This window comes from Brevibacillus laterosporus (assembly GCA_007833815.1).
GTDB lineage: Bacteria > Bacillota > Bacilli > Brevibacillales > Brevibacillaceae > Brevibacillus_B > Brevibacillus_B laterosporus_D.
In genome coordinates this window covers 3,853,207-3,868,846 of the sequence record CP033464.1, presented here as the reverse complement: position 1 = coordinate 3,868,846, position 15,640 = coordinate 3,853,207, and the positions used below count along the sequence as shown (strand labels likewise).

17 protein-coding genes and 1 pseudogene are annotated in these 15,640 nt (G+C 42.1%); 17 read left to right on the top strand and 1 reads right to left on the bottom strand.

Annotation, left to right across the window (positions count from 1 at the left end):
- Positions 1–421: 421 nt before the first annotated feature.
- The gene (locus tag EEL30_19215; GenBank protein ID QDX94225.1) at positions 422–1,579 is read right to left on the bottom strand and encodes an iron-containing alcohol dehydrogenase; all 1,158 of its coding nucleotides are present in this window, start codon (positions 1,577–1,579) and stop codon (positions 422–424) included.
- 253 nt (positions 1,580–1,832) lie between these two features.
- On the opposite strand from EEL30_19215, the gene eutS reads away from it, so the two are divergent.
- From eutS to EEL30_19130, 17 genes and pseudogenes are all read left to right on the top strand, one after another.
- Positions 1,833–2,177 carry an ethanolamine utilization microcompartment protein EutS gene (gene eutS, locus EEL30_19210; protein ID QDX94224.1) on the top strand — a complete coding sequence of 115 codons (345 nt, stop codon included), beginning with the start codon at positions 1,833–1,835 and terminating at the stop codon, positions 2,175–2,177.
- 2 nt (positions 2,178–2,179) lie between these two features.
- Positions 2,180–2,620, top strand: coding sequence for a EutP/PduV family microcompartment system protein (eutP, locus tag EEL30_19205; GenBank protein ID QDX94223.1), 441 nt, complete (start codon positions 2,180–2,182; stop codon positions 2,618–2,620).
- Between the two features lie 12 nt (positions 2,621–2,632).
- Positions 2,633–4,066, top strand: coding sequence for an ethanolamine ammonia-lyase reactivating factor EutA (gene eutA / locus EEL30_19200; GenBank protein QDX94222.1), 1,434 nt, complete (start codon positions 2,633–2,635; stop codon positions 4,064–4,066).
- Positions 4,067–4,085: 19 nt separating this feature from the next.
- Entirely contained in the window at positions 4,086–5,450 is a 1,365-nt protein-coding gene (gene eutB / locus EEL30_19195; GenBank protein QDX94221.1) for an ethanolamine ammonia-lyase subunit EutB, read from the top strand.
- An 18-nt stretch (positions 5,451–5,468) separates the two neighbouring features.
- Complete coding sequence (locus tag EEL30_19190; GenBank protein ID QDX94220.1) at positions 5,469–6,401, top strand: ethanolamine ammonia-lyase subunit EutC; 933 nt, start codon at positions 5,469–5,471, stop codon at positions 6,399–6,401.
- A gap of 31 nt (positions 6,402–6,432) precedes the next feature.
- Positions 6,433–7,086, top strand: coding sequence for an ethanolamine utilization microcompartment protein EutL (eutL, locus tag EEL30_19185; protein ID QDX94219.1), 654 nt, complete (start codon positions 6,433–6,435; stop codon positions 7,084–7,086).
- 15 nt (positions 7,087–7,101) lie between these two features.
- Complete coding sequence (locus EEL30_19180) at positions 7,102–7,800, top strand: BMC domain-containing protein (GenBank protein QDX94218.1); 699 nt, start codon at positions 7,102–7,104, stop codon at positions 7,798–7,800.
- On the top strand, positions 7,797–9,278 hold the full coding sequence (locus tag EEL30_19175; protein QDX94217.1) for an acetaldehyde dehydrogenase (acetylating): 1,482 nt from the start codon (positions 7,797–7,799) through the stop codon (positions 9,276–9,278). Before EEL30_19180 ends, EEL30_19175 begins: the two co-directional genes overlap by 4 nt.
- Before the next feature lie 46 nt (positions 9,279–9,324).
- The gene (gene eutM / locus EEL30_19170; GenBank protein ID QDX94216.1) at positions 9,325–9,621 is read left to right on the top strand and encodes an ethanolamine utilization microcompartment protein EutM; all 297 of its coding nucleotides are present in this window, start codon (positions 9,325–9,327) and stop codon (positions 9,619–9,621) included.
- 111 nt (positions 9,622–9,732) lie between these two features.
- Positions 9,733–10,500 carry a cobalamin adenosyltransferase gene (locus tag EEL30_19165; GenBank protein QDX94215.1) on the top strand — a complete coding sequence of 256 codons (768 nt, stop codon included), beginning with the start codon at positions 9,733–9,735 and terminating at the stop codon, positions 10,498–10,500.
- Complete coding sequence (gene pduL / locus EEL30_19160; GenBank protein ID QDX94214.1) at positions 10,497–11,123, top strand: phosphate propanoyltransferase; 627 nt, start codon at positions 10,497–10,499, stop codon at positions 11,121–11,123. The genes EEL30_19165 and pduL overlap by 4 nt, the downstream gene beginning before the upstream one ends.
- Positions 11,124–11,128: 5 nt before the next feature.
- Positions 11,129–11,884 (top strand): hypothetical protein, encoded by a 756-nt coding sequence (locus EEL30_19155; GenBank protein ID QDX94213.1) that lies wholly within the window; start codon positions 11,129–11,131, stop codon positions 11,882–11,884.
- A complete protein-coding gene (locus EEL30_19150) occupies positions 11,881–12,171 on the top strand; it encodes an ethanolamine utilization protein EutN (protein ID QDX94212.1) in 291 nt (96 codons plus the stop codon). The genes EEL30_19155 and EEL30_19150 overlap by 4 nt, the downstream gene beginning before the upstream one ends.
- Positions 12,168–13,268 (top strand): ethanolamine utilization protein EutH, encoded by a 1,101-nt coding sequence (gene eutH / locus EEL30_19145; protein QDX94211.1) that lies wholly within the window; start codon positions 12,168–12,170, stop codon positions 13,266–13,268. Before EEL30_19150 ends, eutH begins: the two co-directional genes overlap by 4 nt.
- Complete coding sequence (locus EEL30_19140) at positions 13,269–13,727, top strand: DUF861 domain-containing protein (GenBank protein ID QDX94210.1); 459 nt, start codon at positions 13,269–13,271, stop codon at positions 13,725–13,727.
- 274 nt (positions 13,728–14,001) lie between these two features.
- Positions 14,002–15,225, top strand: a complete 1,224-nt coding sequence (locus EEL30_19135; GenBank protein ID QDX94209.1) for an amidohydrolase — start codon at positions 14,002–14,004, stop codon at positions 15,223–15,225.
- A gap of 192 nt (positions 15,226–15,417) precedes the next feature.
- Positions 15,418–15,580: pseudogene (locus EEL30_19130) on the top strand (short-chain dehydrogenase).
- Positions 15,581–15,640: the final 60 nt, after the last annotated feature.

Sequence of the window (15,640 nt, the reverse complement as noted above, 5' to 3'; positions counted from 1 at the left end):
CATAGAAAATATGCTTCTCTCTTGATACAGAATGTTGAAATACCTGCTTTATTCGACTACTACTACTAGGACTGTCTTCCATGTGGGATTCCCCCCTTTACAAAATGAAAAACCCTCTAGAATAACTAGAGGGTCTGAAGTATGCATACAAAAATAAGCATTTTCGTTCCCCCTAGTCGAGTTTTGGCACTATACAACGTAAAGAGAATAACGATCTCTTAGCCACCTTAAGAAAAGCCTTAATCCGACAGTTCCTGTTCTACCCATGGGCATCTTTCGATATTTCTGGGCAGTGGCCTATGTTTGTATAGGAGCCTCACCTAACGAGGACTTATTTGTTACTAGTGAATCATACTGGTACATTTCGGAATTGTCAATAGCTAAAAAAAATTGATAACAAAAATAGGCGAAAAAAACGATTTTATTTACCTACATAAGCTTGTTCAAACAAAGACTTTATTTCCTTAACGCTAGGGGTACGCGGATTTGTTATCGTACACTTATCCTGCATGGCCACTTCGACCAAATTGTCTAGCTCCCGATAAAACTCCTCTTTTTTTACACCAGCTTCTTTTAGAGAGGCGGGCATTCCTAACTCTTTTCGAAGTTTTTTCACTGCTAAAATCAGATTTTTCACTCCGTTTCGTGTATCGGAGGAAGGTAAATTTAAAAGTTTGGCAATATCTGCATATTTGCTGGCTGCCATACTAAAATTGCGATCCGTGTACCCTTTAATGTTGGCATTGTATTCAATAACGTATGGCAGAACAATGCCATTGCTTCTCCCATGAGAGATATGAAATTTTGCTCCAATAATATGTGCCATACTGTGGCTGATACCAAGTGAGGTAGCATTAAAGGCAAGACCGGCTATACAGGAGGCATTATGCATTTTTTCGCGGGCCAGATGATCTTCTCCGTTTCGGAACGATTTTTCTAAATAGGCAAAAACCAGACGAATGGCTTTCTCTGAAAAAGCATCTGTAAAGTCGGAAGAAAGCGTAGATACGTAGGCTTCCAGCGCATGAGTCAACACATCTATGCCGGTATCAGCTGTTATAAAAGGAGGGACCGTTTTGACGAGTTCAGGGTCTAGTATGGCTTCGGTAGGCAGCATTTCATCAGAAACAAGAGGGTATTTTACATTTTTGCTACTATCCGTAACCACAGAAAAATTCGTCACCTCAGAGCCAGTTCCACTGGTAGTTGGCACGGCAATGAATGTCACTTCTTTTGCAACCGTTTCCTTCTGATTCATGCGATTTTTAAACAGACAAATCGCCTTTGCTGCATCTATAGCTGACCCTCCGCCTAAGGCAATCACGATATCTGGGTCAGCTGCACTCATGATCTGTACACCGTTCACGATATTTTCTAGTGGAGGATCTGGCACGATGTTATGAAAAATAGTGATATGTTCGTTTTTTTCCTCGAGTTGTTGTTTTACTTTTTCAATCATACCGGATTTGATCATAAAGGGATCTGTCACCACTAAAATACGTTTATTCTCAATACGTTGGAGGCTAGTTAATGCGTCTGCCCCGAAGTGAACTATGGTTTTTACCTGGAAATGGTTCATATCTTTCTCCTTTCAAATGAACATACGTCTATCGCAAGGAATACCTAAGTAGGTGGCTCCCCAAAAAACGAAGAAGGGTCGTAAACTTATATCCGATTTCATATCTTTCTCCTTTTGATAGGAGGAATAAAGTTAGTTTGTCTTTCATTAGCCTGATTTATTTCATACTTTTTTTATAAAAACATGTTTTACATTAAGAGCATATTTTCTCTACCTTACAATCATAATAACTACAAGTGTGGTGATTAAGCATATGGAAGAGAAACAACGTGTCATACAAGAGTATGTTCCCGGAAAACAGGTGACCCTCGCGCACTTGATTGCAAATCCTAATCCCGATTTGTATAAAAAGTTGGGGCTTCTCTCTGAAAATATCAAAGCGATTGGAATCCTTACCATAACACCAAGTGAGGCATCCATCATTGCAGCAGATGTGGCCACGAAGTCAGCAGATGTTTCCATTGGATTCGTAGATAGATTCAGTGGTTCGCTTGTCATTACGGGAGACATTTCAAGTGTGGAATCTGCATTACGAGAAGTACTAAACATGCTTTCCAAGGTATTACATTTTTCATCCGCATCCATAACGAGGTCATAGCAATGGGAAAAATAATGATGTTAGTAGGTAGGACGGGATGTGGAAAAACAACCCTGTCTCAGGCCCTCATGAATGCCAAACTCAGCTACCATAAGACACAGATGATTGAAACTGTAGAAAATATTATTGATACACCTGGTGAGTATATTGAGAACCGAAATTATTACCGTGCGCTTATCGTAACCTCAGCGGAGTGTGATTTGATTGGGCTCGTACAAGATTGCACAGATCAAACTAGCTTGTTTCCCGCTCAGTTCGCTAGCGCTTTTGCCAAACCTGTGATTGGTATTGTCAGCAAAGTAGATAGGTGCGAACAACAAGAAAAACTGACCCGTGCTGAACAGTTTTTACGAGAAGCAGGAGCAGAACAAATCTTTCATGTGAGTAGCTATGAAAGCCAAGGTCTTGAAAAAATCAAAGATTTGCTTGCAACAAACACTTGAGGTGGTAACAGGATGAGAGAAGAAGTGCTGAGTGTCGGGATTGACATTGGGACATCAACCACACAGTTGGTGTTTAGCAAGATCGGCATCGAGAATACAGCATCTGCTTTTGGAGTTCCTCGAATAAAAATCGTGGATAAGGAGATTATCTATCGAAGTGATATTCATTTTACTCCGTTACTTTCGCAAACCGAGATTAATAGCGACGAGGTACGCAGAATTGTAGAAAGAGAGTATCAGCGAGCGCATGTTCAACCTGGAGACGTGCAAACAGGGGCGGTCATCATCACGGGTGAGACCGCTCGAAAACAAAATGCAAGAGATGTTTTGCAGCGTTTGAGTGGTTTTGCCGGGGATTTTGTTGTAGCAACGGCAGGTCCAGATCTGGAATCCATTATTTCTGCCAAGGGTGCTGGAATAGATAAAGTATCGGAAGAAAAGGGCGCTACCGTTGTCAACTTAGATATTGGTGGTGGTACAACCAACTTAGCGGTATTTCACGAAGGAGAGTTGGTTAGTACGGGGTGTCTGGACATTGGCGGTAGACTCATCAAAATAGATCCTTCTTCAGGGAAAATTATCTACATCGCAGATAAAATCAAGCAGTTAATCAGCGAGAGGGAACTACATATGAAAGAAGGTGATACAGCCGATATAGAGCAGTTGCGTAAAGTAGTTATTGAGATGGTAAGCCTACTGGAACAGTCAGTTAATCTGATACACCGTACTCCATTTTATCAAACCATCGTAACTCATCACGGGATCGACGACAGTATACGTCCCCAATATATCTCTTTCTCTGGCGGGGTGGCTGATTATGTCTATCATCCGGAAACAAATGATGTACTTGCTTACGGGGATATAGGAATTTTGCTAGGACAAGCGATTCGCCAATCCACTCTCTGCGAAAAAATAAAACTGGTGCAAGCCGTAGAAACCATCCGGGCAACTGTGGTGGGAGCAGGTACGCATACAACGGAGATTAGTGGTAGCACCATTACATACACAGAAGAAAACTTTCCTATGAAAAATCTGCCCATTTTAAAGCTGACGGAAGAGGATGAGTCGCAAGGTTTCGCTCATCTACAAGATGTCTTAAAAGAAAAATTGCGCTGGTTCATTCTGGAAAATGAATGGCAACCTGTCGCCATTGCTATACGTGGGAAAAAAAGTCCAAGCTTCACAGAGATTCAGGAGCTTTCACAAGCCTTAATCGGTGGAATGGAAGCTTTGATAAAAGTAGATTTGCCGCTAGTGGTTATTGTCGAAATGGATTTTGCCAAAGTGTTAGGTCAAACCATGCATAAGCAACTGCAATTTTCTCGAGAAGTTATATGCATTGATAGTATCCGATTAGAAAACGGCGATTACATCGACATAGGAAAACCACTGGCAAATGGCCGTGTGCTACCTGTGATCATTAAGACTCTAGTATTTCATTCCTAACAGTTATGAGGTGACGACGTTGAAACTTAAAACAAATCTTTTCGGCAATGCCTATCAATTCAAAAATGTTATGGATGTCATGGCGAAAGCAAACGAAGAAAAATCAGGGGATAAATTGGCTGGCGTCGCTGCAGAAAGCTCTGAAGAGAGGGTGGCAGCCAAGATTGTGTTGAGTGAGTTTACAATGGCTGAATTACGTAACAATCCAGCGATACCCTATGAAGAAGACGAAGTGACACGTATTATTCAAGATGGCGTCAACGAAAAAATTTATAACGAAATAAAAAACTGGACAGTTTCTGAGCTACGAGAATGGATTTTGGATGAAAATACCACGGAGGAAAACATTAAGAGGATCAGTCGAGGATTAACCAGTGAAATGGTTGCGGCAGTTACTAAGCTTATGTCGAATTTGGATTTAATTTACGGCGCCCGTAAAATTCGCATCCAAGCCCACTGTAATACAACGATTGGCTATGAGGGGACTCTGTCAGCTCGATTGCAACCTAACCATCCAACAGATGATCCTGATGGAATTACAGCTTCGTTAATGGAAGGGCTTACCTTTGGTATTGGTGATGCTGTTATCGGTTTAAATCCCGTAGATGACTCTGTTGAAAGCGTAAGTCGGGTATTGAAGAGATTTGAAGATTTTAAGCAAAAGTGGTCGATTCCCACACAAAACTGTGTGTTAGCTCATGTGACTACCCAGATGGAAGCTATTCGTAAAGGAGCCCCAGCCGACCTCATTTTCCAAAGTATCGCTGGCTCCCAAAAAGGAAATGAGGCATTTGGGATTTCAGGAGACATGATTGAAGAGGCACGTCAATTGGCACAAAGAGAAGGAACAGCGACAGGACCGAATGTCATGTATTTTGAGACAGGACAAGGTTCTGAACTGTCTTCGGAAGCCCATTATGGTGTTGATCAGGTAACGTTGGAAGCGCGTTGCTATGGCTTCGCTAAGAGATATGATCCGTTCTTAGTAAATACAGTGGTTGGTTTCATTGGACCTGAGTACCTGTACAACAGTACGCAAGTGATTCGTGCTGGTCTAGAAGATCATTTCATGGGCAAACTGACCGGTATTTCCATGGGATGCGATGCTTGCTATACCAACCATATGAAAGCGGATCAAAACGATATTGAGAACTTGGCGGTTCTGCTGTCTACAGCTGGTTGTAACTATTTCATGGGTATTCCACATGGAGACGACGTTATGTTGAACTATCAAACAACTGGTTACCATGAAACAGCAACTCTGCGTGAGCTACTTCATTTACGACCAATTACTGAGTTTGAAAAGTGGATGGAAAAAATGGGATTCATTGAGAATGGAAAGCTAACAAAACGTGCTGGGGATGCATCTGTTTTCCTAGCGTAAAGGAATGGAGGCTAGAACATGCTTCAGGAAAATGACATCAGACAAGTAGTAGAACAGGTTTTAGCGGAAATGACCTCCAATACTGGTGTAGAGAAAACGGAAGGAAAAATTGAAATTAAATCTGCCAAGCCACGACCTGAATCCAACGTTGGCGGTGGCTGGGTTGTGCAGCAGCAGATGCCTTCTGATGGAACCATCGATGATATTACGAAAATTGATCTAAAAAAACAATTGTTGGTGCCAAATCCACTAGATGCAAAGGGCTATTTAAAAATGAAAGAACGTACGCCTGCTCGTCTCGGAATCTGGCGTGCAGGGCCGCGTTATAAGACAGAAACCATACTGCGCTTTCGTGCTGACCATGCTGCGGCGCAGGATGCCGTGTTTTCTAATGTAGATGAACAGTTCTTAAAAGATATGAATCTATTTACCGTACAGACGCTTTGCAAGGATAAGGATGAATATTTGACCAGACCTGATTTAGGCCGAAAAATATCGGATGAAGGTTTGCAAAAGATTAAGGAAAACTGCCAGAAGCAGCCACAAGTTCAAATCTTTGTTTCTGATGGGTTAAGCTCCGCTGCGGTAGAAGCAAACGCGAAGGATATTTTGCCAGCCATCATTCAAGGGTTGGAAGGCTATAAAATTCAGGTAGGAACACCGTTTTTTGTAAAATTGGGCCGTGTTGGCGCTATGGATCAAATCTCTGAGATAGTAGGGGCCGATGTAACTTGTGTGCTGATTGGTGAGCGTCCAGGTCTGGTCACAGCAGAGTCAATGAGTGCTTATATCGCTTACAAGGCCACAATTAACATGCCAGAAGCACGGCGCACAGTAATCTCTAATATTCATAAAGGCGGAACACCTTCTGTAGAAGCAGGTGCACATATTGCAGAATTGATTAAGACCATGTTGGAGAAAAAAGCAAGTGGAATCGATCTAAAACTATAAACTTCCCATTATCCTTAGGAGGGAAATTTGAATGAAGAATGATGCACTTCGGGCGAATGTGTTGAGTGTAAAAATCATCCCAAATGTGGCTCCCGATATGGCAAAAGCATTTCGGTTGCAACCAAACCAAAAAAGTTTAGGGATTTTGACGGCTGATAGCGATGATGTAACCTATACCGCTTTGGATGAAGCGACTAAGGAGGCAGCTGTTGATGTCGTTTACGCCAAATCAATGTACGCAGGGGCAGCCAATGCTAACTCTAAACTGGCTGGCGAAGTAATTGGAATACTGGCTGGCCCTAATCCAGCAGAAATTCGTAGTGGTTTAAATGCGGCGGTTGACTTCATTAACAATGGAGCTCATTTTATTAGTGCTAATGACGATGATTCTATCGCTTATTACGCTCATTGCGTCTCCCGACCAGGAACATATCTTACCGAGGTAGCTAATCTGAAGGATGCAGAAGCGATTGCCTACTTGATTGCGCCGCCTCTGGAAGCAATGTATGCCCTTGATGCTGCTTTGAAAGCGGCTGATGTTCAGATGGCTACCTTTTACGGACCACCCTCCGAGACTAACTTTGGCGGTGCTCTACTAACAGGCAGTCAATCTGCCTGTAAAGCAGCATGTGATGCATTTGCTGAAGCTGTCCAATACGTTGCTGAAAATCCACAGAGTTACTAATTATAAGGTGATCTTATGAAAAATAGTGCCTTAGGGCTCATTGAGGTAAAAGGATTGTTAGCGTCAATAGAAGCGGCAGATGCAGCTATGAAGGCAGCCAATGTTAACTTGATTGGCTTAGAGAAAGTAAAGGGCGGTCTTGTTACCGTAAAAATCCATGGAGATGTATCAGCGATTACCTCTGCTGTGGAAGCAGGGGCGGAAGCGGTGAACAAATTTGGCACACTGATTTCTAAACATGTGATCCCTAATCCAGATGATAGTTTATATGCAATGGTTAAGCAGCCAAATGTTACACCAGTCCAAACACAAAGTATCAATCAAGCGTCACAAATAACTCAAGCACCATCAACGACTAAGACATTACCAGTAGCTGAAAAATTAACGACAAACGAAGGTACACAACTCTTTGATAAGGAAACGCGTTCTTCCTCGATGGAGGCTATAACGATTCCAAAACAGGAACTTTTATCCACATTCAATTTGACTAGCTCGGCACGCTCTGCTGGCGAAGTGGGTGAGGGAACTGACATGTCAACCATAGACCGCAATAGCCCGGTGGAACAATTGCAGAATATGACAGTAAGTGAGTTAAGGGAGGAAGCGAAAAAGCTAGGAATCGTTAGCATTAACAACAAACAACTGAAACAGGCTAAAAAAACTCAACTTGTTCAGGAGATTACCAAATTGCATAAAGAAGGAGTAACAACATGATGCTTTCTGATAAAGACTTACTTTCTGTACAAGAAGTGAGAAATCTCATCAAGAAATCGAAGAATGCTCAATATGCCTTGAGCCAGATGTCTCAGGAACACATCGACGCAATTGTAAAAGCAGTTGCAAATGCAGGTGTTGCAAATGCTGAGTCTCTGGCAAAGATAGCGGTGGAAGAAACTGGATTTGGTATCAGAGAAGATAAGGTGATAAAAAACCTATTTGGAAGCAAAGTAGTGTATGAGCATATCAAGGATATGAAGACCATTGGAGTTTTAAAGGAAGACACAGCGAAAAAAGTCATCGAAGTAGGTGTGCCAGTAGGAGTGATTGCCGGGTTAATTCCATCCACAAACCCGACCTCAACCGTGCTGTATAAGTCTCTTATTTCCATTAAAGCAGGGAACTCCATCATTTTTTCACCCCATCCAAACGCGAAAAAATGTATTTTGGAAACCATAAAAATTATTCGGGAAGCAGTTACATCTGTTGGCGGACCGGAAGATATCGTTACTTGTATGGAGATGCCCACCATTCAAGGAACCAATGAGTTGATGAAGCATAAAGACGTTCGGTTGATTTTAGCAACAGGCGGCTCTGCAATGGTAAAAGCAGCCTACAGTTCTGGAACCCCAGCAATCGGTGTTGGATCTGGTAATGGCCCTGCTTACATTGACAAATCTGCTGATTTATCGAATGCTGTTAAGCGTATTTTAGATAGCTCAACCTTTGACAATGGAACAATTTGTGCTTCCGAGCAGTCGGTCGTCGTTGAAAGATGCATGAAAGAGAAAGTAATAGCAGAATTTAAAAAGCAGGGAGCTTATTTTCTAACTCCGGATGAAAAGGAAAAAGTTGGTCGATTCATTATGCGAGAAAACGGGTCTATGAACCCACAAATCGTTGGGAAAAGCGTGAAGCATATAGCCAATTTGGCAATGATAACGGTTCCCACTGGAGCAAGACTTCTAATTGGGGAAGAAACCGAAATTGGCCATAAAGTAGCGTTCTCTCGGGAAAAACTGGCTCCTATTCTAGGTTTCTACACATCTGACAGCATGGAGAAGGCGTGTGATCTATGTGTGGAAATTTTATTAAATGAGGGAGCAGGTCATACCTGTATTATTCACGCGCAAGACGAGGATGTCATTCGTTATTTTGGTTTACGTCAACCTGTATCCCGCTTTTTGGTAAATACACCAGCAGCATTGGGAGGAATCGGGGGTACAACCAATTTAGTTCCTGCTCTAACCTTGGGCTGTGGAGCAGTGGGCAATAACTCTACTTCAGATAACGTAGGACCTATGAATTTACTGAATATCCGCCGTATTGCTTATGGGGTTAGGGAGCTGGAGGATTTACGTCCACATCAAGCAACTTGCAACACGCAGGGAGGATCTGGGGTCACTGATGATGTGGTAAATGTCATAATCCAGAAAGTCCTAGCGGATTTGAAGCACAGCAACTGCATCTCCTAGCATTTTAACTGTAAAAAAGATGACATGAAAAAACGGAGGAATTGAAATGGCAAGTACAAATGCATTAGGAATGATTGAGACAAAAGGACTTGTAAGTGCAATTGAAGCAGCTGACGCCATGGTGAAAGCAGCTAATGTAGAACTGGTTGGTAAAGAACAAGTGGGTGGCGGCTTAGTAACTGTGATGGTTCGCGGAGATGTTGGTGCAGTAAAAGCAGCAACAGATGCTGGAGCAGCAGCAGCAGAACGTATTGGAGAACTGATTTCTGTACACGTTATTCCACGTCCACACACTGAGGTGGATAGCATTCTTCCCAAGTCTAAACAACAACAACAAGCCTAATTTCAGGAACATACTATCCCTTACAGCTTTCGGTCGATGATAAATGTATCGGCGTTTAAAAGCTATAGCGGATAGTATGCCCTCTCTACATGATATGTGGAGGAATAACCTATGAGTGTGCTGACCGAGAGTGAGTTAAGAAACGCTCTAAAAAAGAAGAGTATATGCGAATATACAGTTCCTAAAGGTACAATTATTACCCCTTCAGCCAAGCAGTTTATGTCGGAAAAAGCCATCAAGCTCATTGAAGTAGATGACAACTTGCCTACTTCCCTTTCCTCTTCTTTGGAAGAGGGAGAAAAAGAGGAGCTGTCAACTTTTACTCCTAGATATCAATGTTTGAATGGTGGCTATCTGGAACACAAACCAGAACATTTGACTTTTCTGCATGGAACAACTTTGGTGTCAAAAACCCATCGTCGTATTGTTTTTCAAGGTAAACTGGAAACTCTTATAGCTGAAATACTTCGTTTACAGGCGAAAATGGCAAAGAGAAATAAAGAGGAGCTTGTAAAGGATTTGGAGGGAATGCTGGGGTTTGTCCGTGAGGTGCTTCGGGCAGATCAGATGGACGAAGCGTTGACAGAGATTTCAATTCTAGGCATGAATAGCTACGACCTTCAGGAAATGGCGCACCATCCTCAAGTCTATTTCGGGATATCTCCTCCTGTTTTACATTATCAAATGGGAGAGTCAGCTATCGAGTTATATGCGTTACGAACACGATCAAGAGAATTAGAAATTGTATCTATTCAAACATATGTAAATGAAGATGGGATCAACCAAAGACCTGATTTAATTGAGGCCATTAACCGTATCAGCAGTTGCTTTTTGATAATCATGTACAAGCACATGACTCAAAAGAAGGTGAAGAAATGACAAAAAGTGAAATTAATCAAATTGTGGAAAAAGTGGTAGCTGCGGTTAAGCAGAAACTACTCATTCCCGTTGAAGCTTCAGGAAGACATGTGCATTTATCTCGAAAGACCATTGATATTTTATTTGGAGAGGGATATTCTCTCACAAAAGCAAAAGAATTGTCCCAACCAGGGCAATTTAGTTGCGTGGAGCGAGTAGATTTGATCGGTCCTAAAGGAACGATTAAGAATGTGGCTGTACTGGGACCTGAAAGGCAAAATACACAAGTGGAGGTTTCTTTAACAGATGCAGTTACTTTAGGAATTAAGCCACCTATTCGCGAATCAGGAAATTTAGCAGAAAGTGCAGAGATTACGTTGGCTACGCAGCATGCATCCGTTCCAGTCAAAGCTGCGATCATTGCCAAGCGGCACATTCACATGTCGGTTGAGGATGCTCAATGGTTTGGGCTTTCAGATAGGGAAAATGTATGCGTGGAAGTACTTGGAACAAGACCAGTTACTTTTCAAGAAGTAACCATTCGGGTAAGTCCACATTTTCGTACGTTTATGCATATTGATTACGATGAAGCCAATGCGTGTGGCTATCGAAAAGATACGGTTGCTAGACTCGTTAGGAAGTGACGAGTTTGGAAATAAAACAACTGATAGAAGCAATTACCAGCGAGGTTTTAACTCGATTGGATGCACTCCATGTGGAGAAAAAGCCCAAAATACTAGTATTTTCTCCAAATGAAAGCGAATGGCTCGCAGTAAAGTCTATTCTCACTGGAAAATTTGACGCCCATTCTGTTGTGATTGATGATCTGATGTCTAGGCAAGAGTGGACTGATGGCCTATCAGAATTTGACGTTCAATCTTTTTCCTTCATCCTGCTAACAGGATTACATTGTTACACGCTAGCTTCACTTGCATTAGGGCTTGTTGCCACTGATAACGTAATTATTCAGGCGCTGTTACAAGGTAAAAAAGTGTACCTGTTACAAGAAGGCATCGAGTATCGACATTATCATCAAACAGCTCCAGCTCATTTATATGAGTTGTATCAATCCTACGAACAGAAGCTAATCACATATGGAGTGAATTTGATCAAAAGAGGAGATATTCATCTTTTACCTATCTCAGTTAAAACTTCACATTCAAATCGTGCAGAAGAGCATTACATTCATTTGGATGGGAATAGTAACGTAACAGAGACCTCAGAAGAAGTGTTGCATATAAAACAGAAGGTTATATCTGAATCTGTGTTAAAAAAGTTATTTTTATTAGGAGCACATTCGTTTACCATTTTACCGAATGCCATCTTAACTCCACTGGCTAAAGATTTCATACGAATAAATCATATTACTGTCAAGAAAATGAAGGAGGAGGGCAAAAACGAGTGATTATTGGAAGAATCATTGGTAACGTTTGGGCCACAAGAAAAGATGCAAAATTAGATAGTCTCAAACTTATGATTGTTGCCCCCTCCGAAATCTTTGGTGGTGAATCGTCGAAAACCTTTGTAGCAGCGGATGCTGCAGGCTCTGGCATTGGTGATTTGGTACTGGTAACGAAAGGTGGTTCGGCAAGAGCTGCTTTTGATCAAGTAAAAGCGCCCGTTGATGCGACGATCGTTGGTATTATAGATAGTTATGAGCTGAGAGACTCATATAAGGAGGACAGTGTATGAGCATCAATGAAATTATCATTTACATAATGGTAATCTTCATGGCATTAGGGGCAATTGACAAATGTCTAGATAATAAATTTCATTTGGGTGATAAGTTCGAGGAAGGGATTATGGCGATGGGATCGCTCACGCTTGCAATGGTGGGGGTCATCTCGTTGGCACCTGTGCTGGCGACGCTATTAAAACCGATCGTTGTGCCCTTATATACAGCCTTAGGCGCTGATCCTGCCATGTTTGCCACCACTTTATTAGCAAACGACATGGGAGGATATCCTTTAGCGATGCAGATGGCAAGCAATCCAGAAGCAGGACGTTTTGCTGGTATCATACTTGGTTCTATGCTTGGTCCTACTATTGTATTTACCATCCCTGTTGCACTTGGCATCATTGAAAAAGAAGACCGTAAATACCTTGCTACGGGGGTTCTGGCCGGAATTATGACCATTCCCATTGGGTGCTTGGTAGGTGGATTGGTTGCGGGATATGACCCTGGGATGATTTTACGCAATCTGGTGCCAATCATTCTGGTAGCACTAATTATTGGCATTGGACTATGGCTAGCCCCAAATGGAATGATAAAAGGCTTTAGCGTTTTTGGCAAAGGGGTTGTTATTGTTATTACGCTAGCACTAGGAGCTATTATTATTGAAACGTTAACGGGTTTAGTCATTATTCCCGGTATGGCTCCTATCTGGGATGGTATTGAAATTGTCGGTTCTATTGCTATTGTACTAGCTGGTGCATTTCCAATGGTATATGTGATAACTAAAGTTTTCCAAAAACCATTGCTCAAATTGGGCTCATTACTTGGCATGAATGACAAAGCAGCAGCAGGACTGGTAGCGTCGCTTGCCAATAATATTCCGATGTTTGGCATTTTAAAAGAGATGGATACACGAGGGAAGATAATAAATATCGCCTTCGCAGTTAGTGCATCGTTTACTTTTGGGGATCATTTGGGTTTTACAGCCGGTGTGGAAAAAGGTCTGATTTTCCCAATGATTGTGGGGAAATTGGTGGGTGGAATCACTGCCGTGTTAGTGGCCATTTTGATTGCTTCCAAATCAAAGCTAACGGCGGAAAGTGAGGAGAAATAAATGCAATCGGATACAGCATCCCTTGAAGCGTTAGTTCGTAAAATTGTTTTGGAAAAACTGAAGCAACTAAACAAATCACCGGATTCAGTAGAAAAGAATATTGATCCAAGTGGTGTAATGTCTGTTAAATTAAACACCTTAAAACTGGACCTCTTCGATACGGGAAAACCAAATGATCGCGTCTATTTAAAAGATGCTTTTGATTTACAAGAGAGTCCTCGCCTTGGGTGTGGGATGATGGAAATGAAAGAGACCACATTCGACTGGACTCTGAAATATGATGAAATTGATTATATTATAGAGGGAACGCTAGAAATTGTAATTAATGGCCGTCGTGTTATCGGACACGCAGGCGATATTATCCTGATTCCCAAAAATACAAGCATTCAGTTCTCTGTCCCTACTTATGCCAAGTTCTTATATGTTACGTATCCGGCAAACTGGCAAGAGCTTGAATGATAGAAAAGAAAAGTAGGAGGATTGATGCCCGTTTTCACAAAGCGTCGATCCTCCTTTTCTCTACGATAAAATAGGATAATATATAGATTGAATTTTCTGTTGATTATAAAAAGCACAAAGCGTATAGTAATATGAGAGTAGTATGGGCAGCGCTTGTATGCTTGGCTGGAGCGGTAGCCCAGACCCCGGTAACGGATAATACACACAATTATTCAAGTGAGCGGACTGGAAGCGAAAATGGTAAGCCAAAAAATCAAAGGATGGTGTTTTTCTGATGCTACAACCAATGTTTGATCGTTTGGAACAGCTTTTCCCTGAACTAGTTGATTTTCGTCGAGATTTGCATATGTATCCAGAGCTTTCCTTTCAAGAAGTTAAAACGCCTAAAAAAATAGCAGAATATTTAAGAAAATTAGGGCTAGAGGTAAAAACAGGTGTAGGTGGGAATGGTGTATTGGGAATTTTGAAAGGGGGGAAACCAGGTAAGACGGTTGCTTTGCGAGCTGATTTTGATGCTCTTCCCATCCAAGATGAAAAAGAAGTAGCATATAAATCCTGTGTACCAGGTGTGATGCACGCATGTGGTCATGATGTTCACACCGCAGGATTATTGGGAGTTGCTAAGGTTTTAAGTGAGCATCGTGCAGAATTGCCTGGGACCGTCGTATTTATTCATCAGTTTGCTGAAGAGTTGTTACCGGGTGGAGCGATCTCGATGATTGAAGCGGGATGCCTTGACGGAGTAGATGTTATTTACTGTGCCCATGTTTCTTCTGAGCATCCTGTAGGAGTTGTTGGTGTAAAAGCTGGCTATCTCATGGCGGCGGCCGATTCTTTTTCCATTCAAATAACTGGTAAAGGTGGTCATGGCGCTTATCCGCATAAAACGATTGATCCGTTAGTGATTGGGAGCCAATTGGTACTAAATCTTCAGCAAATCGTCAGTAGACGCGTCGATCCTCTTCAAGCGGCAGTGTTGACAGTGGGAAGCTTTCAAGCGGGCAAAGCGTTTAATGTAATTCCACATTCGGTTTCCTTATCTGGAACCGTACGTACATTTAATGAGGATGTCCGGCAAACGATCGAAACCTCACTTAGACAAATCACCAAAACTACCTGTGAAGGTGCTGGGGCAACGGTTACGGTCGAATATGAGCGCGGCTATCCTGCTGTATGTAACGAAGAGAAAGAAACAGAGCGTATCCATCAACTCGCAAAGCTTTTGGTAGGTGAAGAGCAAGCGAAAGTCTTAGAAGCTCGCATGGGTGCTGAAGATTTTGCTTATTATTTACAGAAAGTACCTGGTACGTTCTTCTATGTGGGTGGACGAAATCCAGAAATTAACGCAACCTATCCACATCATCATCCCATGTTTGACGTGGATGAGCGCTCCATGCTTGTGACGGGCAAGCTGTTTATTTCGGCGGTAATGAACTATCTGACTGAAGGGAAAATGCTGCCGGAAGTACAGGAACAAAAAGTAGGATTAGGATCATAGGTTCGTATAGAAGGAATAGTAATAAATATAGAGAAGGAAGGTAAAGCGAGGGGTTACTGTAAGCATTCTGTTCGAGTAGACAGAGTGGTGCAGGGCTTCTCGCTTTTTTGACGTGGTTAGGAAAGAAACATTAAATGATTCAGCCCCGTTGCTCCTTAAACTCTGCTGACTTCCAAAAAAAGCATCGATCGGGCCCAAGAGCTGGGAGGTCAAGGCATTACAGCAAATGTTGTCTCTCCAGGATTAGTAGAGACAGATGCGACAGCCTGAGGATATTGCAAAAGCCATTAGTGATGATAGTGCCTATCTAACAGGAAGTTATCTGCCTGTCAGTGGTGGAGGCGAAATGAAGTAACCCATAGATGAAGTAGTAGAATGTCCTCTACCTGATCATAAGTAAGAAATGAAATACGCT